This is a genomic window from Sandaracinaceae bacterium (assembly GCA_016706685.1).
Classification (GTDB): domain Bacteria; phylum Myxococcota_A; class Polyangia; order Polyangiales; family Houyiibacteriaceae; genus JADJJE01.
In genome coordinates, this window is record JADJJE010000004.1 from 372,724 (window position 1) to 391,945 (window position 19,222).

Below are 19,222 nucleotides of genomic sequence, written 5' to 3' on the forward strand. Positions count from 1 at the left end.
CTGTTCAGCCGCTCAGGCGGTCACGCGTGCCAGGCGCCCTGGGCGTGCGCCCGTGAGCTTCCCCTCGCGGGCGATCATCTCACCGCGCACCAGCGTGGCGATGTAGCCGGTGGCGCCCTGCATCAGGCGCCGGCCACCGGCAGGCAGGTCCGCCTGGATGCGCGGGTGCTCGAGCGCCAAACGCGCGTGGTCGATGACGTTCAGGTCGGCCCGCTGTCCCACGGCCACCAGCCCTCGGTCGCGCAGGCCCACGAAGCGCGCGGTGTCGTGGCACTGCATCTTGATGACCTTCTCGAGCGGCAGGCCGTCCTTCCGGTCGCGCGCCCAGTGCGTGAGCATGAATGTGGGGAAGCTCGCGTCGCAGACCGTGCCCACGTGCGCGCCACCATCGCTCAGGCCGGGCAGGGCCAGCGGGTGCTGCAGCATCTCGTGCACCTGGTTCAGGTTGCGCTCGATGTAGTTGTAGAGCGGGAAGTAGAGCAGGGCGCGGCCCTCTTGCTCGAGCAGCGCGTCGTAGATGACGTCCAGCGTGCCGCGGCCACTCTTGCGTCCCTCCACATAGAGGCACGTATTCGGGTCGGGCTCGTAGTTGGGCTGCTCGCCCAGCTTGAAGAGGCGCAGCGCGATCATGTCGATGCGCGCCAGCAGGTGGTCCGCGAGCGGCGGGATGGCGCTGCCGTCACCGGAGAGGGGCTCGTTCTTCTCGGTGAGCAGCTGCGCCTTGAAGGCCGGATCACGCATGATGCGCACCTGCTCCTCGAGCGGCAGCTGCGAGATCTTCTTGTACGAAGGGAACCCGATGAACGGGTGGAACGTGGCCTGCAGCCCGAGCATCAGGCCAATGCCGCGCGCGCCGACCTGCACCTTCATGTCGAGCCCACGTTGAACGGCGGCCTCCACGCGCTTGAGCACGCGGCGCCACTGGCCAGGCTCGTGGTCGCGCTGGATCAGGGAGAGGCTCAGCGGACGACCCGACGCCTCGGCCATGCGCTCCAGCAGGTCGAACTCGCCGTCGAACAGCTCGGGGCTCTTGGCCATGTCGAAGTCGCTCACGCCCTGCAGCACGCCATGGCTCAAGCCCTTGAGGCCCTCGGCGATGCCCACCAGCTCTTCGATGCGCGCCTCGGACGCGGGCGTCTCTTCGCCGCGGATGGAGCGGTGGTTGTCACTGCGGCCCGTGCTGAAGCCCACGGCCCCGGCCTTCACGGCGGCGCGCACCAAGTCGCGCATGGCCCCGATGTCGTCGCTCGTGGCGATGGAGTTCGCCACGCCGCGCTCGCCCATCACGTAGACGCGCAGCGCGTCGTGCGTCACCTGCGCGCAGAAGTCGATGGTGTGCGGGAAGTCGATGCGGTCCATGTACTCGGGGAACGTCTCCCAGCCCCACGGGATGCCCTCGGCCAGCGCAGCGCCCGGGATGTCCTCAACACCCTCCATGAGCTCGATCAGGCGCGTGTGATCCGAGAGCCGCACGGGCGCGAAGCCCACACCACAGTTGCCCATGATGGCGGTGGTCACGCCGTGCAGCGACGATGGGGTCATGTCCGGATCCCAGCTGACCTGACCGTCGTAGTGCGTGTGCAGGTCGGTGAAGCCGGGCGTCACCAGCGCCCCATCGGCGGCCAGCGTTTCCTGTGCAGAGCCATCGCAGCGCCCCACCGCCACGATGACTCCGTCCTTGATGCCCACATCGCCGGTGTAGCGGGCACCGCCGGTGCCGTCGACAATGGTTCCACCGGTGATCTTGAGGTCGTACGTGCTCATCGTGGCGCTCCTGGGTCCGTCGGTCCGATACGGTGGCACTCGGTGCCATTTATGTCAATCATCCCATCGAGGGGTGTCTTCGGCCCAACACCGCCACGTCCAGCTCGCCCGCACCGGCCTGCTGCAACGCGTCGAGGGCGTGGTCGACGGCCGCGAGCGCGCCGAAGGATTCCCCGGGAGCGCAACCCAGCATCAAGGCCACGTCCTTGCGCGCCACGTCCACCGTCCAGAGCGGGTCATACTGGCCGGCCGCCATCGCGCGCCCCCGCCCGTCGATGACGAAGCGTACGTCGATGATCCCGAAGACCGCGAGCGCCTGCTCCGGCGTGACATCGAGGCCCCGCGCCATGGTCAGGATGTCCGCCAGCCCGTTGAGCATGCTCAGGTTCATGGCGTTGCCGATCAGCTTCATGATGGCCGCCAGGTCGGCGCGCTCGCCCACGTGACGAAGCATCGCGCACATGGGCGCGAGCTTGGCTTCGTGAGCATCGAAGCCCGCCCTCGGACCTGCCACGATCACGGTGCCCTGCGCCGCGCGCGCCGCGTTGGGGGACATGAACACGGGCGCATGCAGGTAGGTAACTCCCCGTTCCCAGAGCTGAGCCGCCCGGGCCGCCGTGCCTGCCGGCGACGTAGTGGAGTGGTCCAGCAGCGGCACGCCGCGGCGCACCAAGTCCGTGAGGCTGGTCTCGAGCTGCGCCAGCACGCCGTCCACGGCTGCGTCGTTGGTCAGCACCAGGTGCACCACATCGGCCCCCACCACGGCCTCCGCAGGCGTGGGAGCCAGCGTTGCCCCGTGCTGGGCCAGCCCCGCTGCGCGTTCGAGGGTGCGGTTCCACACGCTCACCGTGTCGCCGCGCCCGAGGGCGCCCTCTGCCATGCCGGTGCCCAAGAGCCCGGTCCCGAGAAATGCGCGTGCGTACATGGTGCGGGAGGATGCCCTCTGCTCTCGGGCTACCACAACGGTCTTGCGTGATATCTTGGCACCGGATGCCTCGACCACTCGCTGCCGCCCCTCCCGTCACGATCCACGGCCACCACGACCCGCGCTGGACGCGGGTGCGCGATGCATTCGCTGCGGGCTTCGCCTCGGGAGACGAGTGGGGCGCGAGCCTCGCGGTGTGGCACGCCGGCGAGCTGGTGGTGGACCTGTGGGGCGGCATGGCCGACGTGGAGCGGCAGCGCCCGTGGCAGGCCGACACGCTGACCACGGTGTTCTCGTGCACCAAGGCGCTGGTGGCGCTCGCGTTCCTGATGCTGAACGACCGCGGGCAGCTGGACTACGACGCTCCGGTGGCGCGCTATTGGCCGGGCTTCGGGACGCACGGGAAAGAACGCATCACGGTGCGCACCCTGCTCAACCACCGCGCTGGCCTGCACGGGCTCGACGGCCCCGTGACGTTGGACGACATCGAGCAGCGCCCGGAGCAGGTGACCGCGCTGCTGGAGCGCCAGTCGCCGCGTTGGACGCCGGGCCAGGATCAGGGCTACCACGCGGTCACCTACGGGCTCTACGCCGACGTGCTGTTCCGCCGCATCGCGGGCGAGTCCATTGGCACCTTCCTGCGACGCGAGGTCACGAAGCCCCTGGGCGCCGACGCCTTCCTGGGCTTGCCGGTGGAGTACGAGACGCGCGTCGCCACCAACTACCCCGTGACCACGCGCGAGCGGCTGCTGCGCATCATCCCGAAGGCAGCCGCTTCGCAGGGCACCGAGGGGCGCGTCTACCGCAGCGTCATGAGCGGGGGCGATGCCGCCCGCGCCTTCGCCTACCCACGCGAGCTGGGCCCGGCCGGCATCCACAACTTCAACACCCGCCGAGTGCACGCCATGGAGCTGCCGTGGGGCAACGGCATCGCGAACGGACGCGGCCTGTGCCGGGTGTTCGCGGCGCTGGCCAACGGCGGCGAGCTGGACGGCGTGCAGCTGGTGCGCGCAGAGACCATCGAGCCTGTGATGCGTCGGCAGGGCTGGTCCGAGCGCGACCGCGTCCTGAACAAGCCCATCGGCTGGAGCCAGGGGTTCCTGAAGGAGGGCACCGCCGTGTTCTCGCCCAACACCGAGAGCTTCGGTCACAGTGGCGCGGGGGGCGCGCTGGCGTGGGCCGACCCCGTCGCGCGCGTCTCCATCGGCTACGCCATGAACAAGATGGACCACATGATCCGCTCGCCGCGCGCGCTCGCGCTGTGCCACGCGGTGTACGAGTGCGTGGGCCCGCGGCGCTGAGGTTCGCCCCCGTGGGCCGCTTCTGGCACGATGCGCCAAACGCTCGCCACCTTGGCGATGCGCACTTGGAGCTTCCCCCCGATGCCTCTCCGTCGCTTCCTCGCGCTTCCCTCCACGTGGAGTCTGCTGACTCTCGTATCCGTGCTCGCGCTCGTCCCGGCTGCCTCGTGCGGTGAGGGCACGGGGCCTGCCCCCGAGCTCGACTTCAGCGCCTTCGACACCGCGCTCGAGGCCTTCCTCCTCGAGAACGAGCTCGAGGGCGCGAACGTGGTCATCGTCCACCGGGACTGGGGCGTGGTGCACCAGCGCGCCTTCGGGTCGTTCACGCTCGACCGCATCTCGCTGCTGGCGTCCGCGAGCAAGATCCTCTCGGTGGGCGTCATCATGCGGCTCCACGACGAGGGCGTGCTGGACATCGACGCGCCCATCTCGACCTATGCGCCAGTCGCCTCCGATACGGTGATGGGCTGGGAGGGCGACCGCTCCATGACGCTGGCGCAGATGCTCTCCAACTCCTCCGGCATGGTGGGGCTCGTGGATGATCCCACGTACCCCGACTACCTGTGTCAGTACGCGTTCCTCGGCACCCTGCAGTCGTGCGGGCGGAACATCTACCAGGCGGATGACGCCGATGACCTGGTGCCGCCCGACACGCAGTTCCGCTATGGCGGCGGGCAGTGGCAGCTGGCGGGTGCCATCGCAGAGCTAGCCAGCGGCAAGTCGTGGGCGGAGCTGGTGCAGGAGACCTACGTGGACCCCTGCGGCCTCGAGACGCTGGCCTACACCAACCAGTTCGCGCAGGCGTTTGCCGACGGTGGCGTGGACGCGGCGCTGGGCTACCCCACCTTCTTCGACGGCGACATCTCGGTGCTGCCGTTCACACGCAACCCCAGCATCGAGGGCGGCGGCTACACCACCGTGGCCGACTACGGTGAGGTCCTGCTCATGCACCTGCGACAAGGCGTGTGCAGCAGCGGAGAGCGCGTGCTCAGCCGCCGCTCGGTGGCCCGCATGCAAGAGGACCGCATCCTCGCGGAGTACAACGGCACCAGCATCGACCCCACCATGCCGGGCTACGGCATGGGCTGGTGGGTGAGCCGCTCGGAGCCCGGCGTGGTGTCCGACGGCGGCGCCTACGGGGCCATGCCCTGGCTTGACGTGGAGCGCGGGTACGGGGTCATGATCCTGATCGAGGCCGACGCCGAGGACGGCGCCTACGCGCGCATCGCGACCAAGCCAATCCTGGACGCCATCTTCGACGCGGCCGATTGATCTCAGCGGCGGCGCCGGCGCAGGATGAAGGGCAGGGCGAAGACCGCGAGGGCCAGGCCCAGCGGCATGTCCTGACCAGGGGCCGGGACGCGGCAGCCGCAGCCGCTGCTCACGCCGGGGCGCGGGCGTCCGCCAGCGTCGTCACCGCCGCCGTCGTTGCTGCCACCGTCACCCCCGTTGCTGCCACCGTCGCCGTTGTTGCCGCCGCCGTCGGGGTTCACGCCGCCATCACCACCGTTGACCGGCGGGATGTCCACGCACACGCCCATGGTGCACATCTCACCGTCGGGGCAGACCGCGCCGGTGCAGGCGTCCACGCACTGGCCCGTGGTGGGACTGCAGAAGAGGCCCGCAGCGCAGTCCACGTTCACGCAGTCGGGGTCCACGCACGAGCCCGAGGACTCTTCGCAGCTGAGCATGCTGCCGCAGCCCGAACACGTGCACGTGTCCACGCAGATGCCGCCCGAGCACACCTTCATGGCGCCGCACACCACGTTCGCGCACGCGTCCACGCAGGCACCCACGCGGCACACCTGCTCACCCGGGCAGACGATGCCCGCGCACGGACCGACGCATTCGCCCTCGCGGCAGACCTCGCCGGACGGGCAGGTCACGTTCACGCACGCCGCCTCGTAGCACTCGCCCGTCTCGCTGTCGCAGGTGAGCGCGGGGTTGGCGCAGCCGAACTCCTCGCACCGGCCGACGCACCCACCGTTCACGCACACCTCGCCGCTGGGGCAGAGGTTGCCATTGTCCACCATGCCGTCGCAGTTGTTGTCGAGTCCGTCGCACTCCTCGGGGCCGGAGACATTGACCGGGATGCAGATCAGGTCCGCGCCGTCGCACTGCGTGAGGCCTTGCGCACAGATGCCCGTAGCCAGCGGGACGTTGCACGCCTCCCCGGCGCCCGAGCAGGTGATGCCCGTGAAGAAGAAGACGTAGTCGTTGTAGTCGCCGTCGTTGTCCCACCCGTCGCTCTGCGCGTTGCCGTCTTCGAAGGCCACGTAGAACGCGTTGGGGGTCAGGGAAGACTGGTAGCTCAGGCTCATGATCCAGCGACCGTTGTAGGCGGGCGGCGGGTCGTCACAGTCACCCGCGTTGCACAACGGGTTGTACTGGCGCTCCGTGAAGTAATAGTCGGGGGCGTTGTCGCGAATGAGCGCGAAGCCAATCAGGCCGCCCGCGTAGTTGGCGTTCTCGCGGATGGCCTGCCCCGTGATGGTCACGCCCACGGACGCGTCGGTCAGGTCCCCTGGAAAGATGGGATAGATTTGCGCGGGGGTGGGCTGAGTCCCGGTCACGTTGTACCAGCCCACGTTCAGCGTGGAGCTCGACTCCTTGAGCAAGAGCGTCGCCGTGAAGTCGCACAGCGGCGAGAACGTGTTCGGCTGCTCGCTCGCGTCGTTCACCCAGTCCACCGCCTCACCGCGAGTGGTGAACAGTGTGAAGAGCTGTGTCTCCCCGTTGTCCGAGTCCACGGGATACACGTTGCCGTCGGGCTGCGTGATCTGCGCCGCAGCGAGCGACGGTGCACCAACGAGAAGCAGGAGGGCAACCAGAGCGAGGCGGGTGACGCGCATAACGCTGTCACTATAACGGACGTTCCACCGTATGAGTGGCGGTTTTGAGGCGATATTCCTGACTGAAGGGTCAGTGATGCAAGCTGCCCGAGCCCGTCCCCGCCCCAGCGTCGCTCATGCGCGCGCTGTAGTCCCAGCTCTCGATGCGCACCGGGTCGAGCACCAGCGCCAGCTCTTCGCTGCGCCGCGACAGCAGCCAGCGCGCCAGGTGCGAGTCCACGCTGCCGAGGTAGCGCAGCAGCAGCTGCTCGAGCACGTCACCGCCGCGCGTCTCGTCCACCCGCACGGTGGCCTGTCCGCGAACGCCACGGTAGGGCGGCGTGTTGAGCGCGATCTCGAACGCGCAGCGCGGGTTCTCCTCGAGGCGCCGAACGATCTTGGCGTCTCGGTGGACGGCCGCCACCAGCGTGCCCTCGTGGCGTACGAACCACAGCGAGAGCAGCACGGGGAAGCCCCCAGAAGTCTGCACGGCCAGCCGCATGGGCACGATGGTGCCGTCCATGAAGTCCGCGACGCGTGCGTCGGAGTAGGGGCCTCGAACGGGGCAATGAAACGTGGTCATGATGGTCCTCCGGGCGTGGTGGTTGGGCGGGCACTCAGGGGGCTATGGAGCGAAGCAAGACGTCGAGATCGGCGAGGCCCGGCAGCTGCTCGACGCGCGTGCCTTCGACTGAAATGGAGGCCGCGCCGCCCATGATGATGCGGGTGGCGGCGGGGACTACGGCCGAGAGCGAGCGCGCCACTTGCCGCACCTCGGCTCGCGAGAGGTTGATGACGGACAGCAGCACGAGCTCGGCGTTGCGCACCTCCGCCACGTAGGCGATCTCGTTCTCCGGCACGTCGGCGCCCATGTACACCACCGCGAAGCCGCGCAGCGCGGCGAGCATGGCCACCATCAGCGCTCCCACTTCGTGGCGTTCACCGCGGGGCGCGGCCACCACGACGGCGCCTTGCTGCTCACGCGGCGGATAGAGCCGAGCCAGGCTGAACAGCAGCCCGCGAGCGGCCCCCGTCGCCACCCGCTCGTGCGCGATGCGGAATTCCTTTCGCTCCCAGCGCGCTCCCACCTCGCGCAGCGCCGGGGACACCATGTCGATCAGGAAGCGCTCGGGAGCCATGGCGACGGCTGCACGCGCCATGACGCCTTCGGCTGCGCCTACGTCCAAGCGCGCCACCGCGTCGAGGAACGCCTCCACAGGCGAGCTCTGCGTCTGGGTCTCCGACTCGGTCACGCTGCGCTCGGAAGTGGCAGAGAGGCGCGCGAGATCGCGATCCGAGAGGGTGGCCACCGTGCCGATGGCGTGCCCGGCGTCCACGAGGTCGCGCAGCAAACGCAGCCGCTGCACGTCCTCGCTGGTGTAGAGACGCCCGCCCGCGTCGGTTCGTCCGGGCACCACCGCCCCATAGCGCCGCTCCCACGTTCGCAGCGTGTGGGTGGTCAGGCCGGTCAGCTTGGCGACCATCCCAACCCGGTGGGAGCTCTCGGAATTCATCTTGCGGACCATATCGGAGGACTTCGGCAAACGGTGATCAGCAGGGGGAGTCTTGCGCTTTCCCGGTTCTTTGTCTAGGATGTGTCTATGAAAACTTCGCCAAGACCGATGCACGCAGTGGAGCGCCTGGAGCTCTTCTTCGATGGCGAGTGCCCCCTGTGCCTGCGCGAGGTGCGCATGCTGCGGCGCCTGGACCGCCACGCCCGCATCCTGTTCACGGACATCGCCGAGGTCGGGTTCCAGCCCCCCACCGACGTGGACTACGCGACGCTGATGGACCGCATCCACGCCCGACGTGGGAGCCAGTGGTTCGAGGGGGTCGAGGTGTTCCGCCAGCTGTACGCGGCGGTGGGCCTCGGGCCACTGGTCGCGATCACGCGTGCGCCCGGCATCAAGCAGCTGTTGGACCTGGGCTACCGGGTCTTCGCCAAGAACCGACTGCGCCTCACGGGGCGCTGCAACGACGGCGTGTGCGCCGTGGGAGAGGCCACCTGATGAGCCCGAACAGTGACGCCATCATCACCGAAGACACCCTCGTACAGCGGGCCCGCGCGCTGCGGCCGTGGCTGCTGGAGCGCACGGACCAGGCCATCGCCCTGCGGCGTGTGCCGGACGAGACCATGCGCGACTTCGAGGCCAGCGGCTTGAACCTGGCTGTGGTGCCCAAGCGCTACGGCGGCTACGAGCTCAGCCCGCGCGTCATCTTCGACATGCAGCTGGAGCTGGGGCGCGCCTGCCCGTCGAGCGCCTGGGTGTTCGGCGTGCTCAGCGTGCACACCTGGCAGTTGGCGCTGTTCCCCCTCGAGACGCAGGACGAGATCTGGGGGCAGGGGCACCACCCGTGGATCGCGTCTTCGTACATGCCGGTGGGCAAGGTGGTGGCCGTGGACGGCGGCTACCGCATCAGCGGGCGTTGGTCGTTCTCGAGCGGCTGCGATCACTGCGAGTGGATCATGCTGGGCAGCTTCGCGCCGGTGGCGGAGGGCTCGCCGCCCGACATGCGCACATTTTTGCTCCCCAAGAGCGACTACGAGATCGTGGACACCTGGTACGTGACGGGGCTGCGCGCGTCGGGCAGCAAGGACATCGTGGTGAAGGACGCGTTCGTGCCCGAGCGGCGCACGCACAAGTTCTCGGACGGCTTCCGCGGCAAGAGCCCGGGCAACGAGGTGAACGAGCGCTCCGCGTACCGCTTTCCCTTCGGGCAAATCCACACGCGCTGCGTGTCCACGCCTGCGCTGGGCGCCGCGCTCGGTGCGCTCGAGCACTTTGCCAAGGAGCGCGCGGGGGATGCCGCGGCAGAGCGCCTGGTGGAAGACTGCGCCGCCATCTTGGACCGCGAGCTCTGGGTGCTGGAGCGCAACTTCGACGAGATGACCGGCCACCTCGAGGCCGAGACCAGCATCCCCGTGCCGCGTCGCGCGCACTTCCGACATGACGCTGCCGCCGCCGTGACCGCCGCGGTGAGCGTGGTGGATCGCCTCACCGAGGCCTACGGGCGGGCCGGGATCTTCGAGCGAGACCCCATCAACCGCTTCTTCCAGGACACGCACGCCATCCGCGCGCACCACGCCAATCAGATAGAGAAACCGGCCGCGAACCTGGGCGGCATCCAGTTCGGCCACAAGAACGCGGACTTCTTCATCTGACGGGCGGCCCGCGGGCTGCGTAGACTGCTGGCCCATGCCCCCCACGACCGTCCCCGACCTCGCGCGCGAGCACACCGCCCAGCCCATCTCCCACATCGCTGCCAGCCTCGGCGTCCACCCGGACGACCTGGTTTCGTATGGGCGCGAGATGGCGAAAGTGAGCCTGCGGGCGCTCGAGCGCGAGTCCCCGCTGGGCGAGACGCGCCGCAAGCTGGTGCTGGTGAGCGCCATCACGCCAACGCCCGCCGGCGAGGGCAAAACCACCACGTCCATCGGGCTCGGGCAGGCCTTCACTGCGCTCGGCCACAGCGTGTGCCTGGCGCTGCGCGAGCCCAGCATGGGACCGAGCCTCGGGCTCAAGGGCGGCGCCACCGGCGGAGGCCGTGCCCAGTTGATCCCGGCGGACCGCATCAACCTGCACTTCACCGGGGACTTCCACGCCATCACGTCGGCGCACAACCTGTTGGCGTCGCTGATCGACAACCACCTGCACTTCGGGAACGCGCTGGGCATCGACCCCGGCCGCGTGGTGTGGCCGCGCGTGTTGGACCTCAACGACCGCGCGCTGCGCCATGTCGTGGTCGGGCTGGGTGGGGTGGGGCAGGGCGTCCCGCGCGAGACGTCCTTCGACATCACGGCCGCGAGCGAGGTGATGGCCATCCTGTGCCTGGCGCGCGACATGGCCGACCTGCGCGCGCGCCTCGAGCGCATCCTGGTGGCCTTCACGCACGCGGGCGAGCCGGTGTACGCGCGAGAGCTCGGGGCTGCTGGCGCCATGTTGGCGCTGCTGCGCGACGCGCTCGACCCGAACCTGGTGCAGGCCGTGGGAGGTACCCCGGTGATCTTGCACGGAGGTCCGTTCGCCAACATCGCGCACGGCTGCAGCTCATTGGTGGGCACGCGCCTCGCCATGCATCTGGCCGAGTGGACGTTCACGGAGGCGGGCTTCGGCTTCGACCTGGGCGCCGAGAAGTTCCTCGACATCAAGTGCCGCACCGGTGGCCTCGCGCCCGATGGCGTGGTGCTGGTCACCACCATCCGCGCGCTCAAGATGCACGGCGGTCAGGACCTCGCGAAGGCCGCAGAGGTGAGCCCCGAGGCCGTCCTCGCGGGCCTGCCCAACCTGGACAAGCACATCGAGAGCGCGCGGCGCTTCGGGCTGCCGGTGGTGGTGGCGCTGAATCGGTTCGGGGCCGACGACGACCGCGAGATCGGCGTGGTGCGCGCGCGCTGTACGGAGCTGGGCGCCACCTTCGCGGTGTCCGACCACTTCGAGCACGGCGGCGAGGGCGCGCTCGAGCTCGCGCGAGCGGTGATCGACGCGTGCGGCGGGAGCACCAGGCCCGAGCCGGTGGTGCTCTACGACCTGGACGAGCCCGTTCCCGAGAAGATCCGCCGCGTGGCTCAGGAGATGTACGGCGCGTCGGCGGTGGTGCTCACCAAGGCGGCCGAGCGCGAGCTGCGCGACATCGAGCGCTTGGGCCACGCGGGGCTGCCGGTGTGCATCGCCAAGACGCAGAATTCGCTGTCGGACGACCCTACGCGGCGCGGGCGCCCACGCGACTTCACGCTGACCGTGCGCGGGCTGCGCGTGAACTCCGGTGCAGGCTTCATCGTGGTGCTCACGGGGGACATCGTGCGCATGCCGGGCCTGCCGCGGCGCCCCCTGGCAGAGCAGGTGGACGTGCAGGACGGCGTCATCGTGGGCCTGCGCTGAGACCCTTCCCCTAGCGGGCGCGAGCCACCTCGGCGTGGCGCGGGCAGCGCACCTCGTGGTCGTTCACCATGCCCACCGCCTGCATGCACGCGTAGACGATGGTGGGCCCGCAGAACTTGAAGCCGCGCCGCTTCATGTCCTTGGCCATGCGCTCCGAGAGCTCTGTCTTGGTGGGCGCGTCACGCCAGCGGTTCAGCCGGTGGTCGATGGGCGTGCCGTCCACGAAGCCCCACACGTAGTCCGAGAACGAGGTACCCGCGTCGCGCAGCGCCAGGTACGCCTGCGCGTTCCCGATGGAGGCGCGGATCTTGGCCGGGCTGCGGATGATGCCCGGGTTCTCGAGGGCCTTTTTGATGCGGGCCTCGTCCCAGCGCGCGATCACCTCGGGGCGAAAGCCCTCGAACTCGGCGCGCATGGACTCGCGCTTACGGAGGATGGTGATCCAGGAGAGCCCGGCCTGGAAACCATCCAGTTGGAACTTCTCCCAGAGGGCCCGCGAGTCGCGCTCCGGCACGCCCCACTCGGTGTCGTGGTAGCCGCGATAGAGCGCGTCGGTCGCAGGGGCCCAGCCGCAGTGCAGCTCACTCGGGTCACTCATGCGCCGAGCGTCGCACCACGTGGGCGAGCCGTCGAGGCCCGCCCGTCATGGGTCACGGCTGCAGCTGGATGGAGTGAACGGCGTAGTCGAAGGTGCCCATGTCGCCTTCGCGCGCATCGCCCACGCACACCTGGTAGCTGCCGCTGGCCGGACCACCGAGCAGCGTCTCCGCCGACGCCCAAGGCAGCGCGCCGGAGTTGCTGCTGAACACGCAGCTCGAGTCCGGCGCGCACACGATGTCTTCCGTGGCGATGCCCTCGCCCATCGTCTCTGCGCTGGGGTAGGCCACGAGGCCACCCACATGAATCGCCACTCGGGGGCTGGTGGTCAGGTTGGCGACCGCACCCACGCCCGAGCCGCTGCCATCGGCCCCTTCGTTCATCCCGGGCCGGACGGCCAGCGCGTGCGGCTCGCCCGCCGGGTCCACCAGCGCGAAGACCAGGTCGCCCACGTTCGGATGAGTGACACCGAACTGCACATCGAAGCTCAGGACATCGAGCGCCGAGTCCAGGTCGGTGAAGTCGAACGGTCGGCAGGTCATGGAGGCCACGGTCCCGTCGAACGCGCCGTCTGCGATGGCGGTCATGAGCACCTCGCCACCCTCGGACCTGTCTTCCGGGACGGTCGTCGCGCCCAGGTCCAGCGCCACCGAGGTGACGGTCCCAGTGTCACCGCTGGCAGCGTCGCCCACGCACACGCGCCAGGTGCCCGCCACGGGTTCGCGCTGAATCTCGTCGGGGCCCACCGTCGAGACCCCGACGTAGTTGCAGTAGATGTTGTCGCGGCAGGGAGCCTGCGCGGCGGTCAGGTTGGTGCCGAGCGCTTCGGACATGAACCCGCCGATGCCGCGGGCGAACGTGACGGGGTGCGTGGACACCAGGTCGGCTCCGTTGCCCCCGGACAGATCCCCATTGTCCATGGGTGAGGTCAACCCGGGGCGATGCATCAGCGTGCTGACGTGCCCGGAGGGCGCCACCAGCTTGAGCACCAGGTCGCCCACGAAGGTGTGGTCCATGGTCAGCTGCACGCTGAACGCCGTGTTGTTCACGTAGCCGCGCGTGCCCTCGGGGATCACCACGTCGAGGCACGTCATCGACGCGATCGTTCCGTCGTACCCGTTGTCCGTGATGGCCACGGGCGAGGCGGGCGTGGTGCCCTGCATGACGGGGTCCACCGTGCACTCGGTCTCGTTCCGGCCGCGACAGTCTGCCAGGCAGCTGATGCTGCCACCGGTATAGCCGAGCGACTCGCACGAGGCGCTATCCAGGAGGTCGCCGTCACAGGGCTCCCCCTCGTCCAGCTGCCCGTTGCCGCAGAGTTCCACAGGCCCCCCGTCGTCGGGGCTGCCGTCGGGGTTCATTCCAGAGTCGTTTCGACCCCCGGGGCCGCCGCCGCCGCAACCCGCTGCCACCATCGCCACCACTGCCATAACTAGACTCGACTTCATCGTGCTCATTCCGGTTTGGAACCTCCGGCCCCGAGTAGAGCACGGGTCCCTTCTTGGGCACGCTCCCGCAAACACGGGGGGCCACGCGGGGGCCGGGTCCCTCTGGCTCGGCTCTGCGGCATCGGATAGCTTGTGCGCGCCATGAAGACCGCCACCGCCATGCTCGCCGCCGTCGCAGCCGTCACGCTCCTGCTCCCCTCGGGCCACGCCCTGGCCGATGCGCGGAGCGACAAGCTGGACCTCTACATCGAGGTCCACAACATGTTCACCACGCGCATGCGGGCCAACCACGACAACTACGTGCCCACGCTGGCCGGGTTGGACCCCGAGAACCCCTGCACGCTCGAGCGCCAGCCGGGCGGCGACATGTACCACACGGCCGACAGCACCGGGGCCATCGACGGGTACCGCCGCCGCCTGCGCCGCGCGCCGCGCCTCCCCCAAGACCGCTTGGTGACCGCCATGCTGGACGCCGCCGCCATTCAGGTGCCCGCGTGGAACGCTGCCTTCGACTACTACGGCCGGCGCGTCTACACCACCGACCAGTGCGCTCAGGGCAACGTCTACCACCGCCAGCTCATGGCGGCCTTCCAGGCCTACTTCGCAGCGGACGCCGAGCTGCTGGTCTTCATCGACACCGAGAACCGCGCCCGCCGTGTCACCGCGCTCCAGCAGACCGAGCGCACCCACGGGCGCAACTTCCGCTTCTACCAGCTGAGCTTGATGAACGAGGTGGAGACCATGCGCGACGTGCTCAGCGCCCCCACGCTGGACGTGGATGCGCTGGCCCGAACGGGGGAGGCCATCGCCACCGGGGTGGCCGAGATCAAGCCGCGCGCCGAGTCGGCTCCGCGCGAGATCCACTCCGACCTCTACGAAGGGCAATACCTGGGGTTCCTGCGCAGCCTCGAGACGCTGGCCGAGACCACGCGCAACCTGGTGGCCGCGCTGCGAAACCCGAGCGCCCGGCCGAACGACCGCGAGCGCCGCATGGGTGAGCTGCAGCGCGCGTTCACCGCCGCGATCCAGGCCGCGAACAGCGTGCGCTACAGCGACCAGGTGCACTGACGCGCGGCGCTCAGAAATCGAAAGACCAAGTGACATGAAGCGGCGCAGGCGGCGCGACGGGATCGTCGAAGCCGGCCCGTTGCAGCTGACGCCGCTGACGTCCGATGGCACCCACCCCGAGGAAGGCAACCACTGCCACCAAGCCGGAGCCGAGCATGATCATCAACGGGGCTTCAGCGCCAGGCACATGGACCGTCTCGCTCTTGTTCGCGAGGAGGGCGAACAGGCCGAACATCGCCGCGGCCAGCCCTACGCCAGAGACCCCCACCAGCGCGTAGCGTCTCCGGCGCTGTTGAAGTTCGGCATCGCGGGCGAGGAACTCGGGCTCGGTCAACGCCAGGAACCCACTTCCAACCGGCTCTTGCGCGGACGCGGGGGCGACAGCCACCGAGTTCAGGGCGCAGACGCTCGCAACGAGTAGGGCCACGCATCGCGTGGGGGCCGGCCGCCGCCATACCGACTCCACTACCTCCGCGCCGGCGTCGTGCACGCACGTACACTAGCCAGTGCTGCGCGGCTGCGTGAAGCAATTCCGTCTGCACACGCCACGAATCGAGCGTGATAGGGTGGCCGGATGCAAGGAGCACCGATGGGAACGAAGCCGTCATGGTTCTTGGTCGCGGCCCTCGGCGTCTGGGGTTGCGGAGGCGAGGGGGAAACGTCACCCACGGACGCTGCGCTGGACGCATCAGGCCCGGGCTGGGTGCTGGAGGCACCAGGAGTCGACGTGGGTGGACAACTGGTGGTGCTGCACTGGAGCGACAGCGGCGGCGCTGCCGGGGAACCTGTCGTCGTGGGAACGTGGCCAGAGGGGGCCGAGACTTTCCCACTGTCCCTGGTGGGACTCGCGTCACCGCCTGCGCATCGCATGGACCTCTCGCTCGTTGGCGAGTCCGGCACGCTGAGCTTTGCGTGGCTCGTGGTCGCCGACGCAGCGGGGGCCTCGAACCTCGAGACAGCCGCTGTCGTCGCCAGCGCCCCGAGCGCCATGTTGGTGGAACTGAGTGAAGTCGCAGCACCGAACTCGTGGGCTGCACGACTCTTGAACGGTCCTGTCGCGGCGGGTGTGCACGTGATCGATATCCGCGAGTACACCCAGAGCGAGATTGATGCCCTCACCGCTTGCATGGAGAGCGCGGTCGGGGACCCCGATCTCGAGTGCCCCGCGCTCCGTGAGCATGTGTCCCTTGCGGATCCGGGAGCTGGACAGGTCATCCAACTGGCGGCTGGGGACGTGGTCCCCGATCTGAGCTGAGGACTGCCGCGGATGACCGCGCTAGCGCGCGCTCTGCGTCGGCACGTGCTTCGGCAGCACCATGGCGCAGCCCAGCGCCAACACGAGCGACACCGTGAAGTAGTGCAGGGTGCGCTGGTGCTCGACGAGCGCGATGTCCGGCAGGGGGCTGCCGCTCCAGACGAAGCCGAGGACGATGATGCCGGCGATGCCCCCGAGGTAGCGCAGCGTGGCGAGCAGCGCCGCACCCACGCCGCTCTGCTCGGCGGGGATGGCGCTCATGGCCGAGGCCTGTGCGGGTGACGACGACAAGCCGATGCCGAGGCCCAGCAGCACCAGCCCAGGGATGGCCGAGCGGGCGGTCTCGAGCGGGACGAACACCAGGGATCCGATGCCAGCGAGCGCGACGCTGCAGCCGGTGACCGCGACCAGCCGTGCGCCCAAGCGGTCGGAGAGGCGGCCGGCGATGGGCGACGCGATGACCATGGACACCATGAGCGCGCCCAGCAGCGGGCCGGAGTGCTGCGTGCCGAGGCCCAGCACCTTGTCGAGCGCGCTGGGGAGCTCGAAGAGCAGCGCGTACATGGCCAGGTTGTGCAGCGCCACGATCAGCCCCCCCGCCACGAAGACCTTCCGGGTGAGCAAGTGCAGGTCCACCACGGGCTCCGGGTGGCGCTGCTCCCACAGCCCGAACGCCACGCCCAGCGCGACACCTCCACCCATGGTGACGACGCGCAACACGCCGTCCAAGCGCGTGCCCACCACGATGGCCGCGAGCGACGCACCGAGCAGCAGCGAGCCCACTCCGTCGAACCGAAAGCCGCGCAGCGTGGGCTTGGGATCGCTTCCGTTCGCGCGAGGTGAACGGGCCAGCTGCGCGGCGATGGGCAGCACCAGCAGGTTGACCAAGAACGTGGCGCGCCAAGAGACATTGGCCGTGATGAACCCGCCGATGACGGGACCTAGCGCCGCGGACAGGGCCATGGCCGCGCCAAAGGCCCCGAACGCCTGACCGCGCTTCTGTGGGGGCAGCTCGATGCGCAGCAGGGCCGTGGCGCTGGGCACGATGAGCGCTCCGCCGGTGGCCATGATCACGCGGGCCAGACCCAGCAGGGCGAACGTGGGGGCGAAGAAGGCGGCCACGGAGCCCAGCAGGAAAGCGACCTGTCCGTAGGCCAGCGTGGTGCGGTGGCCCAGCCGGTCACCCAGCTTGCCGGCCGGCGCCTGCATCACGATGCTGGTGATCAAGTAGCTGGTGACCAGCACGTGCGTGAGCATGCCGTCGGGCTGCCGGAACTCGCGACCGATGGGCCCCAGCACCACGCTCAGCATGGTGCTGTTGAGCGGGGTGAGCATGGACGACATGACCAGCGCCGCCACGAGCCGCCGCGGGAACTCCCTGTCCTCACCCACGCGTGATGGCGCGTCGCTGGAGGAGGTGGACGGTGTCGCCGTAGATGGCGAACTCGAGGTCTTGGCTACCACCGAACACGCTTTCGCACCGCGTGCACAGCGCGTCCAGCGCCGCGAGCGTGGCGTCGCTCAGGCAGAGGTCGCTCACGCGGGAACCCGTGACGGGGCGCTCCTGCGTGCCGCCGTCGGCCGCCCACGTGATCATCAGGTCTTTGTCGCCCGGGTCTCGTGAGAGGACGGTCCCGCCGCGCGCCACGCGGAAGCGGTCGGGCGTCACCAGCCCCTGGACCACGGCCTCGCCGAGGCCCCAGGAGGCCTCGATGACGCGCACGTCGTCGCCGCTGATGGGGTCGCGGCTGAAGAGCACGCCTGCGGCATCGGCCTGGATGAGGCGCTGCACCACCACCCCCATGCTGGGCGCGAGGGGCAGGCCCAGCTTGGTGCGGTAGGCCACCGCCGAGCTCGTCGCGGCCGAGGCGTACACCTCCGCGAGCGCCTCGACGAGACCATCCACCGAGGTCACGCCCAGGACCGTGGCGTGCTGCCCCGCGAAGCTGGCCGTGGCGGAGTCTTCGCCCACGGCGCTCGAGCGCACCGCCACCAGGCCTCCCAGCGTGTCCAACATCCGTGCGAGCGCGTCGCGGGCCGGGCCCCCTTCGAGGCCTCCGGTGGTGTCGCAGGCGAGCGCGAAGCCATCCGGCACCGGCAGCCCCTCACGGATGGCGCGCGCACACTGTGACGCCTTGCCGCCGAAGCGGGACTCGTCGAGGGCGTCGCGCAGCGGCACATGCTGTGCGAGCGTGAGGGGGCCGGTCACGAGCCCACCGCCGACAGCACCACGACCTCACCCTTGGTGCCATCCACGCGCACGCGCGCCCCATCCGGGATGAGGCGCGTGGCCTCCTTGGTGCCCACCACACCGGGGATGCCGTACTCGCGCGACACGATGGCGGCGTGGCACAGCTGCCCCCCGCGGTCCGTGACGATGGCCCCCAGCAGCGGCAACACCACGTTGAAGTACGGCGCCGTCGCGCGCGTGACCAACACGTCGCCTTTCTGCAGACGCTCGAACTGCGACGCGTCCTCGATCAGCCGCGCGGTGCCCTCGTACACGCCCTCGTTCACCGACAGCCCGCGGATCACGGTGGCCGTGGACGTGGTCTCGGCGTCGCGAAACAGGTTGGACAGCACGGCGTCCACGGCCCTGGCGGCCCGACGAGCCGGGGCCGGGAGCAGGTTCGGATCGGGCGGTGGCCCGGGCATGCCCCCGAGGTCGGCCGGGATGTCGGCCACCGTCTTGGTGGTGCGCCACGTCACGCGCGCAGCCACTTCGTCTGCGGACGGGCCAGGGCGGCCGAGCAGCAACGCGACGGCCTCGTCCACCTCGAGGTCCACCGCGTGCTCGGGATGCGCGAGCAACCCACGCGCCGTGAGGCGCCGGCCCGTCTCGAGCAGCGCGCGGCGGGCAATCCCAATGGCGAACCCGTCAGCGTAGATGCCACGCTCGTCGCGCAGCCGGTTGATGACGCGGGCCTCCTCGAGCATCTCGTCGAACGTGCCGTGGTGGGCAGCCGGCACCTTCTTGCGGATGGCCTGAATCCTCGATGCCGAATTTCCGCGCTCGTCATTGGCCACGCCACTGACGGTGGCCCGCACAGCGCCCAGCAGCATCTCGGGCATCTCGCCCGCCGACTTCGACGAGATCTCGTAGCCGACCGCGCGATGCGCGATGGCATCGAAGAACACGCGGGCGGCGCTCCC

Annotated in this window: 18 protein-coding genes; 7 read left to right on the forward strand and 11 right to left on the reverse strand. The window is 69.6% G+C overall.

All coding sequences use genetic code 11. The features are described 5' to 3' along the window. Positions 1-12 precede the first annotated feature (12 nt). Positions 13-1,764: an amidohydrolase family protein gene (locus IPI43_09400; protein ID MBK7774344.1), complete on the reverse strand. Its 1,752-nt coding sequence runs from the start codon at positions 1,762-1,764 to the stop codon at positions 13-15. 58 nt (positions 1,765-1,822) lie between these two features. After that, entirely contained in the window at positions 1,823-2,689 is an 867-nt protein-coding gene (locus IPI43_09405; GenBank protein MBK7774345.1) for an NAD(P)-dependent oxidoreductase, read from the reverse strand. A gap of 65 nt (positions 2,690-2,754) precedes the next feature. On the opposite strand from IPI43_09405, the gene IPI43_09410 reads away from it, so the two are divergent. Then, positions 2,755-3,990: a beta-lactamase family protein gene (locus IPI43_09410; protein ID MBK7774346.1), complete on the forward strand. Its 1,236-nt coding sequence runs from the start codon at positions 2,755-2,757 to the stop codon at positions 3,988-3,990. Positions 3,991-4,071: 81 nt separating this feature from the next. Next, positions 4,072-5,262 carry a beta-lactamase family protein gene (locus IPI43_09415; GenBank protein MBK7774347.1) on the forward strand — a complete coding sequence of 397 codons (1,191 nt, stop codon included), beginning with the start codon at positions 4,072-4,074 and terminating at the stop codon, positions 5,260-5,262. A gap of 2 nt (positions 5,263-5,264) precedes the next feature. Here the strand turns inward: IPI43_09415 and IPI43_09420 are convergent, their stop codons facing one another. The 3 genes from IPI43_09420 to IPI43_09430 form a co-directional block, all read right to left on the reverse strand. After that, positions 5,265-6,842, reverse strand: a complete 1,578-nt coding sequence (locus tag IPI43_09420; protein ID MBK7774348.1) for a hypothetical protein — start codon at positions 6,840-6,842, stop codon at positions 5,265-5,267. Between the two features lie 70 nt (positions 6,843-6,912). Next, a complete protein-coding gene (locus IPI43_09425; protein ID MBK7774349.1) occupies positions 6,913-7,404 on the reverse strand; it encodes a pyridoxamine 5'-phosphate oxidase family protein in 492 nt (163 codons plus the stop codon). A 34-nt stretch (positions 7,405-7,438) separates the two neighbouring features. Continuing rightward, on the reverse strand, positions 7,439-8,335 hold the full coding sequence (locus IPI43_09430) for a MerR family transcriptional regulator (protein ID MBK7774350.1): 897 nt from the start codon (positions 8,333-8,335) through the stop codon (positions 7,439-7,441). Positions 8,336-8,443: 108 nt separating this feature from the next. Here IPI43_09430 and IPI43_09435 point away from each other — a divergent pair, with 108 nt between their 5' ends. From IPI43_09435 to IPI43_09445, 3 genes are read left to right on the forward strand one after another with little or no spacing between them, the layout of a single operon-like run. Beyond that, complete coding sequence (locus tag IPI43_09435; protein ID MBK7774351.1) at positions 8,444-8,830, forward strand: DUF393 domain-containing protein; 387 nt, start codon at positions 8,444-8,446, stop codon at positions 8,828-8,830. Continuing rightward, a complete protein-coding gene (locus IPI43_09440) occupies positions 8,830-9,984 on the forward strand; it encodes a flavin-dependent monooxygenase (protein ID MBK7774352.1) in 1,155 nt (384 codons plus the stop codon). The genes IPI43_09435 and IPI43_09440 overlap by 1 nt, the downstream gene beginning before the upstream one ends. Positions 9,985-10,018: 34 nt before the next feature. Next, positions 10,019-11,701 (forward strand): formate--tetrahydrofolate ligase, encoded by a 1,683-nt coding sequence (locus IPI43_09445; protein MBK7774353.1) that lies wholly within the window; start codon positions 10,019-10,021, stop codon positions 11,699-11,701. 10 nt (positions 11,702-11,711) lie between these two features. On the opposite strand, the gene IPI43_09450 is transcribed toward IPI43_09445, so the two are convergent. Both IPI43_09450 and IPI43_09455 read right to left on the reverse strand, forming a co-directional pair. Further along, positions 11,712-12,299 carry a DNA-3-methyladenine glycosylase I gene (locus tag IPI43_09450; GenBank protein ID MBK7774354.1) on the reverse strand — a complete coding sequence of 196 codons (588 nt, stop codon included), beginning with the start codon at positions 12,297-12,299 and terminating at the stop codon, positions 11,712-11,714. Positions 12,300-12,351: 52 nt separating this feature from the next. Further along, entirely contained in the window at positions 12,352-13,659 is a 1,308-nt protein-coding gene (locus IPI43_09455) for a proprotein convertase P-domain-containing protein (GenBank protein MBK7774355.1), read from the reverse strand. 228 nt (positions 13,660-13,887) lie between these two features. Between IPI43_09455 and IPI43_09460 the strand changes: the two genes are divergently transcribed. Then, on the forward strand, positions 13,888-14,814 hold the full coding sequence (locus IPI43_09460) for a DUF3829 domain-containing protein (protein MBK7774356.1): 927 nt from the start codon (positions 13,888-13,890) through the stop codon (positions 14,812-14,814). A 10-nt stretch (positions 14,815-14,824) separates the two neighbouring features. Here the strand turns inward: IPI43_09460 and IPI43_09465 are convergent, their stop codons facing one another. Continuing rightward, positions 14,825-15,148 carry a hypothetical protein gene (locus tag IPI43_09465; GenBank protein MBK7774357.1) on the reverse strand — a complete coding sequence of 108 codons (324 nt, stop codon included), beginning with the start codon at positions 15,146-15,148 and terminating at the stop codon, positions 14,825-14,827. 255 nt (positions 15,149-15,403) lie between these two features. Here IPI43_09465 and IPI43_09470 point away from each other — a divergent pair, with 255 nt between their 5' ends. After that, positions 15,404-16,069 carry a hypothetical protein gene (locus IPI43_09470; protein ID MBK7774358.1) on the forward strand — a complete coding sequence of 222 codons (666 nt, stop codon included), beginning with the start codon at positions 15,404-15,406 and terminating at the stop codon, positions 16,067-16,069. Positions 16,070-16,090: 21 nt separating this feature from the next. Here IPI43_09470 and IPI43_09475 read toward each other — a convergent pair whose 3' ends face one another. The 3 genes from IPI43_09475 to IPI43_09485 are packed head-to-tail and all read right to left on the reverse strand — an operon-like array spanning position 16,091 to position 19,207. Then, positions 16,091-17,461 carry an MFS transporter gene (locus IPI43_09475; protein ID MBK7774359.1) on the reverse strand — a complete coding sequence of 457 codons (1,371 nt, stop codon included), beginning with the start codon at positions 17,459-17,461 and terminating at the stop codon, positions 16,091-16,093. Next, on the reverse strand, positions 17,454-18,278 hold the full coding sequence (locus IPI43_09480) for a hypothetical protein (protein MBK7774360.1): 825 nt from the start codon (positions 18,276-18,278) through the stop codon (positions 17,454-17,456). The genes IPI43_09475 and IPI43_09480 overlap by 8 nt, the downstream gene beginning before the upstream one ends. Continuing rightward, positions 18,275-19,207, reverse strand: a complete 933-nt coding sequence (locus IPI43_09485) for a hypothetical protein (protein MBK7774361.1) — start codon at positions 19,205-19,207, stop codon at positions 18,275-18,277. The genes IPI43_09480 and IPI43_09485 overlap by 4 nt, the downstream gene beginning before the upstream one ends. Positions 19,208-19,222: the final 15 nt, after the last annotated feature.

Coding starts and splice junctions, on each gene's coding strand:
- IPI43_09430 (MBK7774350.1), bottom strand. CDS start 8,335: ATGAATTCCGAGAGCTCCCACCGGGTTGGGATGGTCGCCAAGCTGACC.
- IPI43_09435 (MBK7774351.1), top strand. CDS start 8,444: ATGCACGCAGTGGAGCGCCTGGAGCTCTTCTTCGATGGCGAGTGCCCC.
- IPI43_09455 (MBK7774355.1), bottom strand. CDS start 13,659: ATGAACCCCGACGGCAGCCCCGACGACGGGGGGCCTGTGGAACTCTGC.
- IPI43_09460 (MBK7774356.1), top strand. CDS start 13,888: ATGAAGACCGCCACCGCCATGCTCGCCGCCGTCGCAGCCGTCACGCTC.
- IPI43_09440 (MBK7774352.1), top strand. CDS start 8,830: ATGAGCCCGAACAGTGACGCCATCATCACCGAAGACACCCTCGTACAG.
- IPI43_09405 (MBK7774345.1), bottom strand. CDS start 2,689: ATGTACGCACGCGCATTTCTCGGGACCGGGCTCTTGGGCACCGGCATG.
- IPI43_09450 (MBK7774354.1), bottom strand. CDS start 12,299: ATGAGTGACCCGAGTGAGCTGCACTGCGGCTGGGCCCCTGCGACCGAC.
- IPI43_09470 (MBK7774358.1), top strand. CDS start 15,404: ATGGGAACGAAGCCGTCATGGTTCTTGGTCGCGGCCCTCGGCGTCTGG.
- IPI43_09445 (MBK7774353.1), top strand. CDS start 10,019: ATGCCCCCCACGACCGTCCCCGACCTCGCGCGCGAGCACACCGCCCAG.
- IPI43_09400 (MBK7774344.1), bottom strand. CDS start 1,764: ATGAGCACGTACGACCTCAAGATCACCGGTGGAACCATTGTCGACGGC.
- IPI43_09425 (MBK7774349.1), bottom strand. CDS start 7,404: ATGACCACGTTTCATTGCCCCGTTCGAGGCCCCTACTCCGACGCACGC.
- IPI43_09410 (MBK7774346.1), top strand. CDS start 2,755: ATGCCTCGACCACTCGCTGCCGCCCCTCCCGTCACGATCCACGGCCAC.
- IPI43_09415 (MBK7774347.1), top strand. CDS start 4,072: ATGCCTCTCCGTCGCTTCCTCGCGCTTCCCTCCACGTGGAGTCTGCTG.
- IPI43_09420 (MBK7774348.1), bottom strand. CDS start 6,842: ATGCGCGTCACCCGCCTCGCTCTGGTTGCCCTCCTGCTTCTCGTTGGT.